Annotated in this window: 10 protein-coding genes and 1 pseudogene; 6 read left to right on the plus strand and 5 right to left on the minus strand. The window is 58.7% G+C overall.

Annotated features, from left to right (window positions below; all coding sequences use genetic code 11):
• Positions 1-72: 72 nt before the first annotated feature.
• Genes N181_RS08495 through N181_RS08505 form a run of 3 tightly spaced genes read left to right on the plus strand, consistent with a single transcriptional unit; the run spans position 73 to position 6391 of the window.
• Positions 73-3513 carry a DEAD/DEAH box helicase gene (locus N181_RS08495; RefSeq protein ID WP_014857984.1) on the plus strand — a complete coding sequence of 1147 codons (3441 nt, stop codon included), beginning with the start codon at positions 73-75 and terminating at the stop codon, positions 3511-3513.
• On the plus strand, positions 3510-5249 hold the full coding sequence (locus N181_RS08500; RefSeq protein WP_014857985.1) for a phospholipase D-like domain-containing protein: 1740 nt from the start codon (positions 3510-3512) through the stop codon (positions 5247-5249). The genes N181_RS08495 and N181_RS08500 overlap by 4 nt, the downstream gene beginning before the upstream one ends.
• The gene (locus N181_RS08505; RefSeq protein WP_014857986.1) at positions 5246-6391 is read left to right on the plus strand and encodes a hypothetical protein; all 1146 of its coding nucleotides are present in this window, start codon (positions 5246-5248) and stop codon (positions 6389-6391) included. Before N181_RS08500 ends, N181_RS08505 begins: the two co-directional genes overlap by 4 nt.
• Before the next feature lie 6 nt (positions 6392-6397).
• On the opposite strand, the gene N181_RS08510 is transcribed toward N181_RS08505, so the two are convergent.
• Both N181_RS08510 and N181_RS08515 read right to left on the minus strand, forming a co-directional pair.
• Positions 6398-9079 carry a UvrD-helicase domain-containing protein gene (locus tag N181_RS08510; RefSeq protein ID WP_244425033.1) on the minus strand — a complete coding sequence of 894 codons (2682 nt, stop codon included), beginning with the start codon at positions 9077-9079 and terminating at the stop codon, positions 6398-6400.
• Between the two features lie 94 nt (positions 9080-9173).
• Positions 9174-9965 (minus strand): hypothetical protein, encoded by a 792-nt coding sequence (locus N181_RS08515; RefSeq protein ID WP_234892836.1) that lies wholly within the window; start codon positions 9963-9965, stop codon positions 9174-9176.
• A 796-nt stretch (positions 9966-10761) separates the two neighbouring features.
• Here N181_RS08515 and N181_RS08520 point away from each other — a divergent pair.
• Positions 10762-11738 (plus strand): annotated as a pseudogene (locus N181_RS08520) (3'-5' exonuclease).
• A 480-nt stretch (positions 11739-12218) separates the two neighbouring features.
• Complete coding sequence (locus N181_RS08525; protein ID WP_014857992.1) at positions 12219-12560, plus strand: DUF429 domain-containing protein; 342 nt, start codon at positions 12219-12221, stop codon at positions 12558-12560.
• A 459-nt stretch (positions 12561-13019) separates the two neighbouring features.
• Here the strand turns inward: N181_RS08525 and N181_RS08530 are convergent, their stop codons facing one another.
• Together N181_RS08530 and N181_RS08535 are read right to left on the minus strand one after the other, a co-directional pair.
• The gene (locus N181_RS08530) at positions 13020-15950 is read right to left on the minus strand and encodes a DEAD/DEAH box helicase (RefSeq protein WP_014857994.1); all 2931 of its coding nucleotides are present in this window, start codon (positions 15948-15950) and stop codon (positions 13020-13022) included.
• 283 nt (positions 15951-16233) lie between these two features.
• Positions 16234-16824 (minus strand): SOS response-associated peptidase, encoded by a 591-nt coding sequence (locus tag N181_RS08535; RefSeq protein ID WP_014857996.1) that lies wholly within the window; start codon positions 16822-16824, stop codon positions 16234-16236.
• A gap of 57 nt (positions 16825-16881) precedes the next feature.
• On the opposite strand from N181_RS08535, the gene N181_RS08540 reads away from it, so the two are divergent.
• Positions 16882-17379, plus strand: coding sequence for an SOS response-associated peptidase family protein (locus N181_RS08540; protein WP_014857997.1), 498 nt, complete (start codon positions 16882-16884; stop codon positions 17377-17379).
• On the opposite strand, the gene dinB is transcribed toward N181_RS08540, so the two are convergent.
• Positions 17376-18467, minus strand: a complete 1092-nt coding sequence (dinB, locus tag N181_RS08545) for a DNA polymerase IV (RefSeq protein WP_014857998.1) — start codon at positions 18465-18467, stop codon at positions 17376-17378. The two genes, N181_RS08540 and dinB, sit on opposite strands and share 4 nt — an antisense overlap.
• Positions 18468-18671 lie beyond the last annotated feature (204 nt).

Here is an 18671-nt window from a genome sequence, read left to right on the forward strand (position 1 = left end):
TCAGATCGGATTCTGGACGCAACCACTAGACGAATCTGCTATGTCAAAAGCAAATCGGCAGGCTGGAACTGAATGACGACAGTCAATACGGTCAAACAACATAAAAAACTCTCACTGGAATCCCGGTTCACATTTGCCGAGGACTCTCTCGCCCGTGTGAGCGGCGGTTGGGATTCCGACCTGCGGCCAGCAGTCGGGCTCGAGGATGGTGAGCGATACTTGCTGCGGCTCTTCCGGAAGACTGGCACTGCGCTGGACGACGACTTGAAGGCAATTGTTAATCGAGGGCTGCGGCGAATTCGACGTGTTCTATCTTCACGACGGGCTCGTGAAGTTCTGGTCGAAGTGCTCGAGGTCGTCGAGGATGCGCAGGAAATCGCGATCGTTATGGCTGATCCCGGTAGCCCGATTTCCGGAACGTCGCATAGAAGGAGAGCAAGACAGGGCCGCTTTCTCACGAGCACGAGCCGAGCTATTTTCTGGCGCAATATCGTCCGGATCGCGGAGGCGCTTACTCTGTGCCATGATGCGGGCATCGTGCATGGCGGTGTGAGCACCCACACCATCTTCTCGCACTCAGACGATAGCGATGACTGTCGTCTCGGGGGATTCGAAGCATGCGTCCACATTGCTGACGGCGACCTTGGAGCCTCCGGACATCTCCTTCGCTCTTCTGGAGCGATTTCATTTCGACAGGATTGGATCGATCTTGCCGAAGTGGCCGCAGCTATACTCGGCCTGGATGGAGATACCCCTCCTTCGTTGCTATCGATCGAACGCCGAATGCTGGATCGTTTGGCGAACCCGCCGCAGTTTCAGCTTTTTGACGGCAGCATCGTGCTTGGCGAATTAAGGGAAGTCATCGCCGAGCTCGACAGGGTCGGGTCGAGCTCTGACGGAGAACTCATCCTATATCCTTCACGGAACGTCCTTCAGAGCGATTTACCGGCTCTGTCGTCCGGGACGATACCGGCGCATGATGTCGCTGCCCTTATGCAGTTCGTCGCGGAAGATCTGCTTACAGCCGGGGTTCGTCTCATTCCGGCAGGTCAAGATAGCATACGCATCCTCACCGATCTGGCGATCTACAACGTGAAGATCGTCAACGACGCAGTTGGAATGATCGAGGCGGCGCACAAAAGACGCCCGAACGACTGGATACAAGGCGCGGAGGATGTTGTTCACCGTTTACATTTGGCCAGGAATCGCGCGAGTGCCGAAGAGCGCGTGCGGAACCTTGGTCCAGGTGCACGACGATGGCGAGACTTCTCAGAGCGTGTGCGAGCAATTGGGGTGACGAATGATGTTCCTATGTGGTTCGCTCTTCTCCTCCTTGAGGCTTTTACCCTACTAAGGGAGCAGTTTCGCCTGTATCCCGTCGAAGTCCTTGCGTCGCCCGATAGCGAGCAAAATGTGGTGATGCTCGCACCTCGCGATGACTCGATGCGGGACGATCAGCGTGAAATAATGGGATTGCGGCCTGCGGCGGAGGCAATGTGGCGCGAACTCAAATACGACGACGGAAAGGTGAATTGGACCGTATCGAAGTCTGCCAAACTGGCAACCGGCCGTGAACGATTGCCGGAACTCAGTTATGAGGGAAGCAACCTTGTTAACGGGAAACTTGCGTTCGCCTTTGCAACGAACCTGACTGTACCGCCAGGACAGTTGCTCTTTCTCCGGCCTCGCAAGGATAACGGAACCGAGCGAGCCATCAGGCGGCGGCTGCAGAACATTGTCGCGGCCAGGGCCAACGTGGAGCTCCTCAGAGCTTTGGACGACCCGGCGCAGGTGGCAATGGATGACATGCTGCGTGATATCGCTGTTCCGGGTTCGCCGCCGGCAGATGCAGATATGGAGCCATCGAAGATTGAGGCATGGCAGTCGATCGTCGCGGGGAGGTCGATTAACGTCGTCGTCGGCCCACCTGGGGTGGGAAAGACGTTTTTGATTTCACACCTCGTGAAAAGCATCCTCGACCAAACGCCCGATGCTCGCATTCTGGTGTCTGCCCAGAACCATGAGACGCTCATTCATATGGAGGACGAGCTTCGGAAGTTCCTGCCCGAGCAGTCGACAATTGTCGTTCGCGTCGAACGGTCTCGGGTCAGCGAAGAAGAGAGCACCCTGCGGCAAAGCTCGGTCGCGTTGTTACGCTCCATCTCCAAGCCTGACACTGAACGCGCGGCCGTCATGGCAAACCAGCTCCATCAGATCACTCAGGCGCTAAATCCTGTCGACAGGTCGGAAAAGTCAACCGCCGAACGTGCTTTGCGCGACACCGACAATCTGACGCTTCGCTCGTCTGACGTCACCTTAGCCACGACCTCATCCCATGTCCTTGAGGAAATGATTGCCGATGGCGAACAGTTCGACTGGGTTTTCATCGAAGAAGCCGCGCGCGCAAATGGTGCTGAGCTAATTGGCGCCCTCCTTCTCGGTAACCGCCGGGTTATGATCGGCGACCATAATCAATTGTCGCCCTTCGATGTGGTCGAGCGCCAAAAGTTCTACGATGGCAAGCGCGCAAACGAATTGCTGAGGGATGCCAAAGAAAAGCTTTCTGCGATCCCCGATCTGCCAGGTGAAGTGGAAATCGCCCTCGACGCGCTCAAGGCGGATCAGTTCTTGCTCAGCGATGTTCTCGCCACCGCTTCTCGCCTCGAGGAGCCATTCAGATCAATCGCCGAGCGAGAGGCCCTCAGAGCCGGAGACGCTAAACGTCCGAGCTCGATCGCGAACACCTTGCGCGAACAGAGCCGGATGCATCCAGCAATTGGCGAGCTTGTCTCAAACACCTTCTATAAAGGTGAGCTCGTTCCATCGGAGCGCGTGAAGCAGCGTAAGCCAGCAGTCGAAACAATTGCGGGCTTCCCTGCATCTCCCGTCGTGATCCTCGACATGCCCTCGTTGAGCGTCGTCAAACGCAAAGCGTTCGAGCACACTGTCAGGCGGTCTTACCGAAATGAGTCGGAAGTAAAGGCGATAGTATCCGCCATGAAGAGGTTGCGCCCAGTCGTGTCCGCGGACGGGCGTCGGCCGACGATGGCGGTATTGTCGCCCTATTCCGCTCAAGTGAGTCATTTCGAGCGCTTGCTCAAGCCCGAGATCGATACGACCGAGAAGACCCTTTTTGGCTTCGCCAGCCCGCGCGGAGATGGAAAGTTTATCTATACAAGTGACAGCTTCCAGGGTGGTGAGGCAGACGTGATCGTCGCCAGCCTCGTTCGAAACAACGTGCTCGTTGGCACGCGAGCCCTCGGTTTCATCAAGAACCCGCAGCGACTGAATGTGCTCCTCAGTCGAGCCAAGCATAAGCTGATACTTGCCACCAGCCGTAGGTTTATCAGCAACACCGTAAATGGGATCGATCCGGACGGCCTGAATGATGAGCTAGGCTTCCTGCGAAGGATGCTCGATGAAATCGCGCGGCTTGCAGAGACGGAATTTCCGGGGGTTGGTATGGGCGCTTCCATCATCACGGTCGATGAGAATGGGAAGCTCTCCCGATGAACAACATCTACATTCCGGCATGGCATTATCGGGCGCCAGGCATCGTTCAGCGCACGTGGGGCTGGAGCCCTATCGAGGAAATGGTGCTGCTGTCGCTTGATCGCAACCCAGGAACGATCGATGCCGTCGCGGCACACTTGGGAATCCTGCGACAGATTGTGAGCTCGACCGTAGCCCGCCTTATGCAGTTCGGCCTCGTTGAAGTCCGGCTTTCGCCACAGCCAGTGCTCGCCACAAGCAGCGTCGGGCATAGCTTCATTCGCGCGGGACGTGCGCTTCCTGAACGAACCACGGACCGCGAAATCGGTATCAGTGTCGTATATGAAAAGGTCGGGCAGTCTGTCTTCAGGACGCGAGATGTGGACACGATCCCGGTTTCGAAACTCCCGGCCAGCGGCGCGATTGTCGCTTTTCCATCGGGCGAAGCGCCGGAGACGGACTATTCGATGATGCAGCGCGTCAGTCAGTTCACGGCCGGTACACTTCGTCCGGGCGAATGGCTTCGGGGTGTCGAGGCCAACAGTTCGTTCCTGGAACGAAAATTCCTGGTTCTCAATCTTGACGATGTGAAAGACGGGATACTGCCACTAGGGGCGAGCGACCAGCTCGTGGAAGCCCTGAAGGCGACAATAAAAACCGGCATCTTGCCGACGACCGCTGCTCCGCCAGTCAGCCAGCCTGTGGTGATCGACACGTCGTTTGCCACCGAACAGCTTATCGTTGGGTCCGAACAGCACTTGCAGCGCTTCGAGCAAATCGTTGGCGCTGCAAAGTCGCACATCTTTGTCCTTTCAACGTTTGTCGCTTCGCAGTCCGATGAGAAAGGCAAAGAGAGGCGCGAGAGGATATGGCAGGCCCTCGAGGATGCATGCAGACGAGGCGTCAAATGTCACCTGTTCTTTGGAACGTCGCTTGATCGCGCCAAGCATGCATCAGCCATGCAGGAACTCTACACTCGGCTATCTGCGGTTCGGCAGACGAGAGGCTATCTGCTCGTCCAGAGAGATCCTGTGGGCAGCCATGCAAAGTTTCTCCTAGCAGACGATGGCGATGGTGGTGCAATTGCGGTGATGGGGTCCTGCAATTGGCTTTCGTCCCCGTTTTCGGCTGTCGAGGTTTCCGTAGAACTCAGGGAAACCAACGCTGTTGCGACCGGAATGGATCTACTCCGCGAGATCATTGCCAAACTCTCCGGCGCCAGCCGATCCGTGGAAACGCTTTTGTTTATGGCGTCGGAACTGCGGCGTCAGCGTGCCCGTCTTTCATGGTCTTCAGAAACCCCGCCTCCTACCGCCAGACTAACCATTCTTCGGGCCGACGACCACGAGCGCCTTCTCCGCGTTGCGGCGCACGATGCGCAGGAGCGTTTCGTTTGCTGCACGAATAAGGTCGGAGCCAATATGGTCCCCGCCCTGTTCGACCCCGCAGAGGTCGCAGGCAAGCGATTGAGTGACGTGCGTGTCTACTACTCGCGACGGTCGGGGCCGATCAAACGGGGGCATGTCGCACAACACCGCGAACGTCTGAATGGCATCGTCGAGTTAACTGGCGTACCGGAGCCGCAATTGCACGCCAAGTTCCTGGCGTGGGACAACGACCATATCGTCGTCAGTAGCTTGAACTGGGGCTCGCAATCGGGATTGGAGGAGAACCCATTGGACGAAATCGGCCTTTACCTGCAGGGCACAAAGCTTGCGACATCGTTGCTAGATAAATTCGAGGCAGCGAGTAGATGACCGGGGTAGTGACTGAAAAGTCCGCGCCCAACGCCGCAAACGCCGGCCTCGTCATGAAATTTTTGGAGCTTGATGGGCAAAACGGTCAGCCGCCTCGTTCCGTGAGTATCGGTGGCCTCGAGCTGGAACCACTAAACTACGACCAGCTGGCAGGTGCACAACTGCATAGACCTCTATCCGTCCCGCTCAATTGGCGTCACGCCAGAATTCTTGAGACGAACATCGAGGGCATTGAGATCGATAGTCTGGCACGCGGAAACGCGACGCTCGAGAGCACTCATAATTCGATGGCCGTCAGCCTGCAGCGTGGCGGTTGGCTTCCGTCTGGTCTCGCGATCGCCGATGGTGGCGTTACGATCCTGCCCGATAGAAATGTCATCAGCCAGATAAAGGGACGTTTCGAGGGCGGCTCTGTTGTCGGCGCGGGTCAGGACTTTCTGGACTTGCTTGCTGAGCAGGAGGTGCGACTTAACCCCCTTCTGTTCGCGATCGAAGGCAATGACCGGAGAATTCCAGATCATCAGATCGTAGAAGCGCAGCTGACGGAAGTGACGGCCTTTCTCCGCAAAGCGCTTCCGAAGGCAGAGCTTGTTGTCGGCAACGACAGTCTGAGGGGAGCTCTTGGCCTGATCGAAGACACCCGTGCTGGGCTTGAGCGAAAGAGCAAGTTCCTCCTTCATCTCTCGCCTGTCCTCACTGCTCCAACGAGCCGCAGGCTTTTCGACAAACGATGGACCGATGTGCTTGATGCGGCCGATCGCTACGGTGTGGCTCGCGGTTCTTTGGTTGTTCTGGCGGCGTTGAGCTCAGTGGCGGTTCCAAACTCTGGCAGCCCCGCAAAGAAGATGTTGAAGTTTCGGGCGACATACTCTGACGAGGACGCCTACAACGCGCTCGCAGATATACGTTCGCTTGAAATATTAATTCACCTCCTCGCGCTGTTTCCCGGAGAGCGTCCTGCCATTTTTACAGCCGACAGAGCATTGGCGCTTTTCTGGACCGGAATCCGGGCGCATAACTTCCGACGCGAAATGCGCTCGGTATCGTGCGATCTAGCGCCGGTAGAGCAGTTGTTTCCGGGCGACACGATGAACCTCTGGAAGAGCGATTGCAGACCTCGCGCAGCCGCGCAGGCAACGTAAACCCGTTCATTCGGCGCTTCGTCGATCAATTAGCTGCGTGTGGTCACAGCCGGGATATTGGTTGCACCCGAGAAAGCGGCCGTTGTCGCGACCTTTCCGTTCTACCAGTTGGCCCACGCCGCACGCCGGACACGGATTTAGCGTGTCACCATCAATCGTCTCGAAACGCAAGTTTTCGCCGGCGATTTCTGAGAGCTCCCGAATATATCTGGATGGCTCACGGCTGTTCGTCAGCAGGAACACACCGCGGCTCGCGCGGGTCAATGCGACATAGAAAAGGCGGCGCTCCTCGGCAAACTCAAACGTCTCCGGTCGCGGCATGACTAGATTGAGCAGCTCATCGTCCTCTATCCGGCTTGGCACCCCATAATCGCCTTCGCTGACATCGAGCAGAATCGTATAGTCGGCCTCAAGTCCCTTGGCTCGATGGAACGACAGTCCCGAAACTTCGATATGCTCGAATTTTGGCATCGCCCCCCTGAACGGATCCAGCTGGTTGTAGCGCCACAGCACCATGACCTTGAGCTTCTGGTGCTCGTCGCTCCGCCACTGTACGGAAATCCCGCCAAGGAAGGTATCGAGGCGCTTCAGCAATCGGAGGCATGAATCGGCAAAATCTGACTTGCCGCGATCACCGTCGATTGGAATGACCCGGATCGATCGTGGGATAGCCGGCCGTGTCGACCGCACCGATTTCTTAAGCTGGATCGGATTGCGCTGGACGAAGCTGGCCGCTGTTTCGGCGATGAGCTGATTGCAGCGATAGGTTTGCTCCAGACGACCTTGCCAACTTGCCCCAAAATTCGCCTCGAACTGCGTGAATATCGTAATGTCCGAACCGGCAAAGCGATAGATCGACTGCCAGTCGTCACCCACCGCAAAGATCTTGGTGAACGGCTTCTGGTGTTTCAGCGCCTTGATCAGCTTCGCGCGCGGCTCGGAAATATCTTGGAACTCTTCGACGAGGATCAGGGAGTATGGGCTCTCATATTGTCCGGTTTCCACTAGCCGCGTGGCATTGGCGATCATCGAGTCGAAATCGATGCGGTTGGCCTCTACCAGCTTCTGGGAATAGGTTTCGGTGATCTTCCAGACGACCTGCGCAAATTCCCTGGCGCGGGTGCGATCGTGAAGCGATTTGGCGCGCTCAAGCAGCATGTCCAGGGTCAGGTGGCCGGCGCGAATGTGTTTGATGCAGATCGCAATCAGCTTGTGATAGTGCTTGATGACAACCGGCTCGAGGGCTTTCACGATCGCCGCATAGCTTTTACGTTCGAACCGAATGCCCCGTTTCGCAAGCTCTGCTTCGAGTTCCGCAATCAGCGATCCATCACTCGCTTGCGCCGACGTGGTCCGGAATACATCCATCCCGGCCTTGCGGTATGCGGCCAGCTTGTTTTCGGCATGGGTGACGTAGTCCGCGAAGGGGGACGTGCCGTCAGCGTTGATGGCCAGATGCTCATGGATCGTTTTGCTGGCGGGGTAATAGAAGTCCGGATGGACGTACCGGATTTCCCCGTTTCCCTCGTTGATCGGGATCTGACGTTCGTACTCGAACTCGACGGAGTGCAGCCAGAGCCAGTTGGTGACTGTCTGCTCCTGGAGCGACTTCACATAGATGCCGGCCATCGTGCCGACGGTCGCATTTCCTTTCCGCCGGCGCACCGACAGGTAGCGCTCGTAGTCTGCCTCGGAATCGAACACCTCTGCCGGGATATCCGCCTTAGGATGAAGGACGAGGAGGTTGACCCAAAGCCCGGCGAATTCCGCGTCCGAACGCAGCAGCTCGTCTATGATCTCTTCGATCACTCTGGCCTCGCCGGCGGGATGTTCGACCCAGTCGGCAAGCTGAGGGGGACGGCCTTCGACCTCTTCGATAATTCCGCGACCGAGGGCGTGAAACGTGATCACTTTACATCCCGGATTTCCTGGATCGACCGCGAGCTGTCTGTATATCCGCTCTTTCAGTTCATCGGCGGCGCTCTTGTTGAAAGCGAGCACAAGGATTTCCTCAGGCCGATAGAGCTGCTTGTCGAGGACGTAGGCGACCTTGCCGACCATGGTGGCGGATTTGCCTGAGCCGGCAGAGGCGACGAGGAGATTGTTGTCTTCCAATCGAATGCACGCCTCGCGTTGCTGATCGGACAATGACCGGCCATCCAGATTGTCGTAGAACGACCGGTATCTCGACAGCTCAGCCGAGACAAACGCATCATTATATCTGTGGCGAACATCCGGATCGGTGAGGAAGGTGAGCGATCGGGGCAGCGCCGCTTTAAGGGTGGCCGGCATCAGTTCCGGGTCGAACAGAGGGTGCGAAAGCGCGGCCGCGGCTTCACCTGTTACATTCGCAATCGCACGGGCCAGGTCGGCATGGGCCAGATATTGCCGGTTACCCTCGGTGATAGACTGTAGTTTCGTATCCACTTCGCTCAGGCGCTCGGTGTCGGAGCCGATCAAGTCGAAGAGGTGGTTATTGATAAAGCTGTAAAGGTCTGCCGCAATCCGGGTTGCTGCCTCTTCTCCGAGGCAGGGCAGGCTGTAGATTCGATTGCGAGACCGGACTTCGACCGAATGCCACAGCAAAGCCTTGCCGACGGAAATGGCTATGACGTCCAGACAAGGAAGATTGTCGGCGCCGTTCACGTTGATCTGCAGGGCCGCCGGCAACGACGAGCTCAGCGTCACTTTCCATTTTCCTTGGGGAAGGAGTCGGGCAAAAAATCCAGGCCGGTGTGTTCGAACACGATCAGACATCAGAGCTCACGTGCTACCAGAAAGTTCAGTCCGAAAGCCACTTGCAATCGGTCCAATGCCGTTCATACCGTCTTGCGAATTCTGTCATCTCCCGAACATTGGCCTGCGGTGTCTGACAGGCGCGGGCGCAGGTCGAGACGACATCCCGGTAAAGGGACGCGGAGACGGGCCGGATGCCCTCGTAGTTCATGATCAGGTCGGGAAGGCGCTCCGTGATTGCCTCTCCCCGAGGCGCCATGACAAAAGTCGGCGGTGTCCCGTATGCATTGATCAAGATGTATCTCCAGCTCGGGTCGGCCTGACCTTGGGTGGGAACGATCTCGCAAGGGCAAGCATCACCGCCGCCGGAAATCTCCTGATAGACCGCTTCGAGCGCGTGAGCCTTCCTGGCAATCAGGACATAGGGTCCTGCGGGCGTGTAGCCGCCCATCCCTTCGTCATATTCGATGCCTAACAGGCGTAAGAGGTCGAAGCGCGCCGCTCGGTCCAGGAGGGAGCGCTCCGAGATGAACCACTGGAGTTGCCGCAGGGTAATCCCGGCTGCGGTGGCGATCTCTCTGGGCGAATTGGGCCAGCAGGCGACCAGGTTTTTGGCGATTTCGGCCGCATTGTCGTACTCTTCGTAGGCCGTGATGTCGTCGTCGTCATCGACGTCCTCTGATGGGTCTTCTCCCGAAAGCAGCCATATCCTGCCGGTAAATCCGTCGTGTTTGAAATAACGCGGCCGATCGGGTGGGAGTGAGGTCTCCCAGGATGACAGCCATGCACCGGCTTCCCAGTCCACTTTTTCGAGGAGAATGTCTGCCGGCTTTCGCATCGGCAATTCCAGCCAAGACTCGATCTTCTCCTCGAGTTTTCTGTTGCTGAGTCTGAGAGGACCGCGACCCGCCCTCCAATCGTGATCCTCGTGTGCATCGCGACAAAGGGTCTCGACGGACGCGACCAGCGACAGACCGACCGGGTCGTGTCTTTTTGACAGCCACAGGGAGGCATCCTGGGCTGAGCGCAACGATGCGGGCACTGTTTTATCCTTGGCGTCCGCAACCTCAGGCCGGATGCCGATCTTGGATCCGCCGCCAGTGTCGGATCGGCCTGTGCCACATGGCGGTTCACACGCAGAATATCCGGCAGACCGCGCAAACCCTCTGCGTTTCCCCATGCCGTCAGCAGCACGTCGCGCAACGATTTGTGCTTCTCCATGGTGGAAAATGTCAGCCAGCGGATCGGCAGGCCGGCAACGGTGAGCCCATAAAGTATGATGGGGCTCAGCCCATGCCGTTTGGCGTCCGCTAGTCGTATCGGATCGCGGATAGCGACAACGCCGTGCTGAGGGTGGTGGAATAGAAACTTGGCGGTTGAGACGTAGAAGTGATGTTCTCGGTCTGGCTGTTGCGCCTTATTGTCCATGGCTGCTCTCAAAATCATCAAATCGTTGGTCAGCATCCTACGTTTTCGACGTCAGCGCCTAAAGTACTTCCTTGCTTTAAATAGCGCTTGTTCGCAGTTCCCTAGCCGCAAACTCCGCGCGAAATGCGCCTGATCAGGGTCGTCGTTGCTTGCCCCGACGCCGATGCGTATTGTGCGCGGCCATGCCGCAATCGGATCGGAATAAAATGACCTCGCAACTCGACTTCTTTGCAACACCTGTTCTGCCTACCGCGCAGGTTGCCAGGCCGCAGGTTATTGCAAAAAGTGGGCAGGAGGGCATTGGTTCGGATGACGAGGCCATGGCCCGTCATCTGCAAGCGACCGGCAATTATCGCATCTTGCGAAAGCTCCGACCGCGGCCGATCGTCGAGCCCCCGAGGCCGGAATTTCCGCGTCGTGGCGTCATTCTCGATATCGAAACCACCGGCCTCAATCATCGCTCCGACGAAATCATCGAAATCGGCGTGATAGCCTTCACCTTCAATGACGCGGCGCGATTGGCGACGTCACGGGCGTCTATGGCGGACTTCAGCAGCCAACTGGCCCGATCCCCGCCGAAATCACCCGCCTCACCGGGATCACCGACAATATGGTCGCCGGTCAGGTGATCGACGTTGCCTGCCTCAAATCCCTCACTGAGCCTGCCGACTTGATCATTGCTCACAATGCCGGCTTCGATCGACCTTTTTGCGAAGCTTTCTCGCAGATGTTTTGCAACAAGGCTTGGGCTTGCTCGGTTTCTGAGATCGACTGGTCGGCACGCGGCTTCGAGGGAAGCAAGCTCGGTTACCTGATCGGCCAGTCGGGCTATTTCCACGATGGCCACCGCGCGGTCGATGACTGCTTCGCACTGCTGGAGGTGCTCGGGCAGACACGGCCCGGCCCCACTGCGGCGCCATTTGCGGAACTCTATCAGGCCAGCCAGCGATCGCGGGTTCGCATTTATGCAGAGAACAGCCCGTTCGACATGAAGGATCAGCTCAAGGCGCGCGGTTACCGCTGGTCTGACGGCTCCGACGGCCGTCCGAAGTCCTGGTGGGCGGAATTGCCAGAAGAGAGGCTGGAAGAGGAGCTGCATTTCCTGCGGACGGAGATCTATCGCTGGGATGCCGATCCAGCGGTCAAATATCTGACAGCGTTCGACCGCTTCCGGGCTGTTTGAATGGTCGGGAGGGGCGATGACGACCGTTCTGGGTATTGATGCAGCCTGGACCGCGGCACAGCCGAGCGGTGTCGCATTGGTCTCCGCCGCGGTCGGCAATTGGCGCCTGATCTTCGCGGGATCGTCCTATCGCCACCTTCTGGATCGCGCCGAAGATGATCGGATCTCCACGTCCCGTCCATCCGGCTCGGTCGCAGAGGCCGCCGCTCTCCTTGCCGCGGCCGGGAAAATTGCGGGCTCAGCCGTGGATCTCGTCTGTCGCAGGAGCCGATTACGGCGCGCCGGGTTTCGGACAATCTGGTCTCGGCAGCCTATGGCGCCCGTCATTGTAGCACGCATACGCCGAGCGCGATCAGGCCCGGTAAAATCAGCGATGACCTGCGGAGCGGATTTGCGCTTTGCGGCTATGGGCTGCTGACGAAAGAGGTTTGCTCGCCGGGCCTGCTGGAGGTCTACCCGCATCCAGCCCTGGTCGAACTGATGCGTGCCGAAAAGCGGCTGCCTTACAAGCAGGGTAAGACCCGCAATTACTGGCCAACGGAAACCCCTGCCAGTCGGCGCAACAGACTCTTCGAAACCTGGCGGTCGATCGTCACCTCCCTCGACGGGGAGGTACAGGGCGTTTCGGAAAGACTGGTGCTGCCGCCGTTTGACGCGGCGCCGTGGCAGCTGAAAGCCTTTGAGGATATGCTCGACGCCGTCATCTGCGCGTGGGTCGGGATATGCGTCTTCGAGGGAATCGCCGTGCCATTCGGTGACGACACTTCGGCGATCTGGATACCCCGGTCAGAGCTTCTCGCGTCGCGGCGGTGTCAGTCATGATCGGATTCTTGCGGCGATGGATCGAACACCGGCGTGCAATCCTTCGCCGATGGCAAGAGGATGCGAAGCAGCTAGCTGCATCGGATCCGTTTGGCGCTCGTTACGAGGCGCAACGAATGGCGCTCCGCAGACGTGCTCAAGGCAAACTTGGCGAATACTGACATTGGGCCAAAGGTGCGAGCGAAGTCGCCCGTATCGAACGGCGTGCCGCGATGGACTTTGAGGTCGTCAAGGCGATTGCTGATCGGGAAGGCGGGTCTCGCCGGTAGCCACCTGTACGGCGCGTCGCGGTGAGTACCCAGGCTGGTACTGTCTCGACCTTCCGATGTTTCCATGCATCTAGGTCCAGGAGGTTGGTTGCTGGTTCGATTCCTTTCAACTGCAATCACCCGGATGCGCGGCAGATAATGCCGATCTAAGAGGTGAGCGCCGATCGTCACACCGAACATGGCAAGTACCTTAGGCGCTGGTCAGCCGTTGAGCCTTGGCGGCTCCGCCGCGCTGAGCGTAGTCCAATCCATAAACCATCAAGTCGGCGAGGTGTGCATCCACGGCTGCCCTCGATATCCCTGGCTGCACGCCGAAGATTTCAAACGTCAGTCCCGTCGGCGGGGTGGTCTCAAGCGCCCGCTTCATGGCGTTGAAATCACCTTTCACAAAACGTGAAGGGTTGCGGTGATGACCCGGATTGATGCGATGTTCAACGTGCTGAGTAAGCACCGCGGCATCGCAGAAGGCGATTGATTTCAGCATCTGGCCGGACACTTCATACACATCGCCGACGCGCCGGCCAGAGGGTGCGCCGCCCGCGCCTTTGCAGTGATAGAGCCTGACAATAAGGGAGCCGTCCGGGTTTTGCACGAACGCGATATAGTCAGCTGCTTCCCCGCTGCGGTGGTCATAAACGAGCGCAATGAGATCGTCCGATGCGCACAGGTGCCGCTCCAGCCCCTGATGGACAGTCAGCCGTCCATCAGGCTGGTCTGGCCCGAACTCCATGTCAATCTTGCAGTTGTCCCACGCGAGAGCGTCGGCATCGCCGTCGCGAAGCTGTGTGACGACATCGGCTGCTGCAGCAATAAGATTGACACCAATGAATGACGACTTATCGGCCGCGTAAAAGACTGGAGGATGATGGGATAGCCACGACGCCAGGTCCGTCCACTCGTCATAACCTGTGACAATTTCGACATCGCTTGCCCCGGCCTTTGTGAACAAGGCTCCCCCACCAAGGTTGAAGGAAATGCTTCCGCTGAAGGTATCCGAGACGACATCGAAGGTCATGGTGGAACGCCCTCCGTTCACCTGGAAATTGGCGAGTTCGAGATCGGTGACGATCCTATAGGTCCAAGGTGCGGCGGCTCCCGCTCTCCACCGGACACGCGGCGCTAGGCGATAAGCTTGCTTGTGCCAGCCGGCGGCAATGATGTGCTCCGGCAGCTGCCGCAAGGTGCGCGCGTGCTGAATGATGTCGAGTTGCGACGCTGCTATCCCGCCGCCGCCGCCAAGCCTTCCGTTCAGTTCGGTGATCCACTCGATGTATTCAGCGACGGAGAGGCGTTGGTTAGACCAGATACGCGAGCTGCTACTGGCGCCTATCGTCTCACGCACGTCGTCGTCGCCCACCCCGCTTCCGAAGAAGTGACCCTGCGAATAGGCGCGTGAATCGCCAGTTGTAATTGCGCGCTCGGCCGCCGGTCCAGTCATCACGCGATAAGACTCGGCTTGGGAGTTCACGGCCGTGTTCTTTAGGCCGACATTGTAGAACCTGAGGCTGTTCAGCCCACTCAAGGCACGCCGCGTGCGCTCGTAACTGATCGGTCGATGCTGGTCGGGCAGCGCCGTCTGAATCAGGTCGAGGTAGATACGTGCCGTTCGGCGAGTCGAGCCTATGTAACACAGGCGCGATGCCTGATTGTAGGCCAGCAGGAATGCGTCATGGCGCACGTTCACCAGAACATCTGAGGTTGCCCAATTCGGCGGCGAGGTGTCTACGGTCAGAAGCAGCGTCACTAGCCCGTCATCCGATGTCCACTGCTTGGCCACCCTCAGGTTGCGACCAATGACATCTCCAAAAAGCGAGAAATCCGGTTGGGCTTGGCACTCGAAGATCTGCGCGTGCGCATAGAGTTCCAGCAGGAGAGGCGTGACGGAATCGTAGTCGGAGTCGGCCTGCTTGTTGATCTTGAGGAAATCCAACATCTCCCGGTCGGCTTCCACCTCCGCGATCTGAGCGCGCGCGACATCATCGATCAGCTCCGCGATGTCGACGCCTTCCTTGAACAGCTTGACCGACGCTTCTTTCAGTCGCGAGAGCGGCGCTACGAGCGTTGCATCGCCAGTCGAGGCATCGTTCGTGCGCGCGAAGCGACCGATGAATTGCAGAGTGGGAACAAGCGACCGGTGCGGGGCGTGCAGCGCTGCGATCTTCAATTTCGGGAAGTCATAGCCTTCGCCAAACATGTCGACGCAGACCACGCCGTCGATCTCGCCCGCGAGCAGCTCGGCCTCTGCTTTGTCCTGGGTGCGCTTCGATGCGTGACTGTCGATCGCTCTAACCCGGGCGCCAGTCTCTTCGTAGAGGCCTACCAACCTCCGCGCCGACGCTATCGTCGCCGCGCGGGCGAAAATACGATGATCGAAGCCAGCCGCCTGATCAGCGCGCAGCCGGGCGACTGCCGTTCGTGCAACCGCCCGGTCGATCTCGTCATCGTCATTGGCATTGCGCACCGGCGCCGGAGTGAAGGTGACGCGCCCGAAAGCGGATTCTTTAGCGGCTTTCGACACCGGATACCAATAGGCCATCCTCCCCGGGATCACCTTTCGATCTCGGCGGAAGGGGGTAGCGGTCAGGAAGACAAATCGCGCTTCCGGATAATGCGCAAGGAAGGCTGCCCACGTTTCCGCGGGCGCGTGATGCGCCTCATCGAAGATGATCAGGTCAAAGAGGTCAGATGGGGCTTCCGGCGCGACAGCTGGCGAGAGGCTCTGAGGTGTCGAGATGACGACGTCCTGTCCCGCGGCCTTCGTCCACGCGTCAGCGTCGCGGGGTGCGCCTTTTTGACCGAGCACCGCCGGGTTGGGTGTCGCCGCCGCGACGACGCCAAGCCGACGAAGGACGGACAGCTCCTTGAAGTGGCTGGTCGTCTGCTGGCGCAAGGCGTCAGACGGCTCCACAACCAACACCCGCCGCGCTCGCAACAAAAAGGGCAGAGCCATCAGAAGCGCTGTCTTACCGTAGCCCGTTGGTAAGGAAAGGATCGCTGGCTCATCGTAAACGGAAAAATGCGCCAGCGCTGAGTGCAGTGCGCCCAGTTGACCGGGACGGAAGCCAGTATTAGGCCCGCCAATTAGATTCAGAATGAGATTGTTATCTGTAAAGTAGGGCATCCCTTCCTCCCCCTGAGCTGCAATGCAATTGATTCCAGCTTGTTTTGCAAGAATGACTGCGTGCTTAGGTTGAGGAATTTGCTTCTGGCCTCCAGGCAGATCATCGGCCGGCCAATTTTTTACGAACCGGCCGGCAGGTGCTTTACCAAGGCGGTCTAACCCTCCGCAGGCAGCGGAAGCTGTTCAGCTGATGCAGGGGACGCGGAGATGCATCGTCCTACCCAAGGTTTACCCGCGGGTGATGGAGACCTCCTTCGCGCGGCGACTGCTAGTTTGTGCGAGGTCAGCCGACCTGTTCCACTGCCAGTGTGCCTGCGGCAAGCGGCTTGATCAGCGATTGGGCTGAGATGGTCGGATCGAGCCAGTTGGCCCAAGCATCACGCTCCAGAATGACAATCTGCCGGTCGTGGTACGGCGCGATGTCCGGTCCCGGTTCCATCGTCAGCATTGTGAAAGCTTGCCCGACCTCGGGCGTGTCGCGCCAGATGCCGGCAATGCAGAAGATCGGCTCGCCCTTCTTGGTGAACAGCCATTTGTCCTTGCGCTTCTTCTTCGGATCCGTGGGTTCTGTGAACTCGTAAAATCCGTCAGCAATGATCAGGCAGCGATTGGAATTGAATTCCCGGCCCTCCGACCGGAAATTATATACCGGACGCTTGTTCGGCCCCGGCCAACTCCAGCGCCGCTGCACGAGCTCGGCCTGATCGCGGGCGCCGTCGATCGTTCTGACGATTGGGCCGAGATCGGTGATCTTGATGTCCTCGCGGGCTTCGAGGTTTGGCGCGCCTTCACCGAAGCGGATCTTGATCTTGAGCTCGGCGAAGTCCTCGACGATCGAGGCGACATCCACCATCAGCCGATAATCATTGCACATGCTTCCTCCGTCTCAGGTCTAATTGCCTCTCAAGTGTGTTCCTGATATGTTCCATCTATGACGAGTGCGACCATTTTCCATTCTGACGCCCCGCTCGATGAGCGCCGTGTGATCATAAGGCGCCATGACGGCGATGTGGAGATGGTGGAGCTGCCGTGGGGGCTGCGCCCCCGCGACGGCGATGCGCGCGCCGTCAACGTCGTTCGATCGGAAGGGAGGACGTTTCCGAGCCACCGCTGCCTGGTGCCGGCCTCGGAGTTTCGCCATAGGAGCTTCAGCTTCTCGCTCGCCAATGGCGACTGGTTCTACTTCGCGGGGATCTGGCGGCCGGCGATAGAAGACTGGCCGGAGGCCTATGCCATTCTGACGATCGAGGCGAATGCTGATCTCGCGCCGTTCCACGACCGGCAGATGGCGGTGCTGACACGCGATCAACGCATGGCCTGGCTCGACGGGCCTGTGCCCGAGGAGGAAATCCTTCGGCCGTTGCGGGCAGGGACATTCCGGGTCAAGCGCCATTCGACCGATCCTGTCCAGGCGACACTGGCGGTCTAAAGCGCCAGCCGCAACTGCGGCGCCACTCCAGAGGTCTGCCGTTCCAGCGAGGATAGCGAGACGCCGAGCAGGCGAATTCCCTTGCGCGGCGGGAAGATCGGGGCGAGAAGCAGCCCGACCACCTCCTCGAGATTGCTGATTGTTTGCAGAGGTGCCGCAACCGTCTTGCTGCGAGTGATCTGGGTGAAGTCGGCATATTTGACCTTGAGCGTCACGGTCTTGGCGCCGATCTCATTGGCCTCGCAGTAACCCCACACCTTCTCCATCAGCGGCTGAAGGCCTTCGCGTGCCGGCTCAAAGGCGTGAATGTCCTCAGAGAACGTGTCTTCCGCGCCGACGGATTTCCGCACGCGGTTCGGCTTGATCTCGCGATTGTCGATGCCGCGGGCGATGCCATAGAAATATGGTCCCGACTTCCCGAAGTGTTCGACCAAAAACTCGAACGACTTCTCTTTGAGATCGGCACCCGTCTCGATCCCGAGCCGATGCATCTTTTCGGCGGTTGCAGGACCGACGCCATGGAACTTCTTGATGGGGAGTTGCTCGACGAAGGCCGGCCCGTTCTTCGGCGTAATGACAGCCTGACCATTGGGCTTGTTGAGGTCGGATGCCATCTTGGCGAGGAATTTGTTGTAGGAAATCCCGGCCGACGCATTGAGGCCGGTGACCTGCTTGATCTTCGCCCGGATCTCCGCGGCAATCTCGGTGGCGATCTCCATGCCCTTCAGGTTTTCGGTGACGTCGAGGTAGGCCTCATCGAGCGAGAGTGGCTCGATCATCGGCGTGTATTCGGCGAAGATCGCGCGAATCTGCAACGAGACGGCCTTGTAGACGTCGAACCGCGGCCTGACGAAGACGAGGTCGGGGCATTTGCGCTTCGCGGTCACCGAAGGCATCGCCGAATGAACACCGAACCTCCGTGCCTCGTAGCTGGCGGCCGCCACCACCCCACGGGCGGCAGGATAGCCGACAGCAACCGGCAGACCGCGTAGCTCGGGATTGTCGCGCTGTTCGACCGACGCGTAGAAGGCATCCATATCCACATGCACGATCTTGCGCGGCCGCTCGCTCCCTTCGTCGTTTGTCATGGCCTAGCTTTCGTCACGACCATCTGTATCGCCTAGACATGGGAAGTGCGCGCCGCATTTGTCACCCTCCGGCGTTTGCATGTGCTCGCAGCCCCTCGCCATGCGGCGGCGGATCGCCGCGAAGCTTACACCGGCACCAAATGCTTTCCCAACAGCTTGCGCTCAAGCGCGCAGTGGCGATGACATGGGCGACAGGTGAATCAA

Source organism: Sinorhizobium fredii USDA 205, from assembly GCF_001461695.1.
GTDB classification, from domain to species: domain Bacteria; phylum Pseudomonadota; class Alphaproteobacteria; order Rhizobiales; family Rhizobiaceae; genus Sinorhizobium; species Sinorhizobium fredii.

Coding starts and splice junctions, on each gene's coding strand:
- N181_RS08500 (WP_014857985.1), top strand. CDS start 3,510: ATGAACAACATCTACATTCCGGCATGGCATTATCGGGCGCCAGGCATC.
- N181_RS08525 (WP_014857992.1), top strand. CDS start 12,219: ATGCGTGCCGAAAAGCGGCTGCCTTACAAGCAGGGTAAGACCCGCAAT.
- N181_RS08515 (WP_234892836.1), bottom strand. CDS start 9,965: ATGCGAAAGCCGGCAGACATTCTCCTCGAAAAAGTGGACTGGGAAGCC.
- N181_RS08505 (WP_014857986.1), top strand. CDS start 5,246: ATGACCGGGGTAGTGACTGAAAAGTCCGCGCCCAACGCCGCAAACGCC.
- N181_RS08535 (WP_014857996.1), bottom strand. CDS start 16,824: ATGTGCAATGATTATCGGCTGATGGTGGATGTCGCCTCGATCGTCGAG.
- N181_RS08495 (WP_014857984.1), top strand. CDS start 73: ATGACGACAGTCAATACGGTCAAACAACATAAAAAACTCTCACTGGAA.
- N181_RS08530 (WP_014857994.1), bottom strand. CDS start 15,950: ATGCCCTACTTTACAGATAACAATCTCATTCTGAATCTAATTGGCGGG.
- N181_RS08540 (WP_014857997.1), top strand. CDS start 16,882: ATGACGAGTGCGACCATTTTCCATTCTGACGCCCCGCTCGATGAGCGC.
- dinB (WP_014857998.1), bottom strand. CDS start 18,467: ATGACAAACGACGAAGGGAGCGAGCGGCCGCGCAAGATCGTGCATGTG.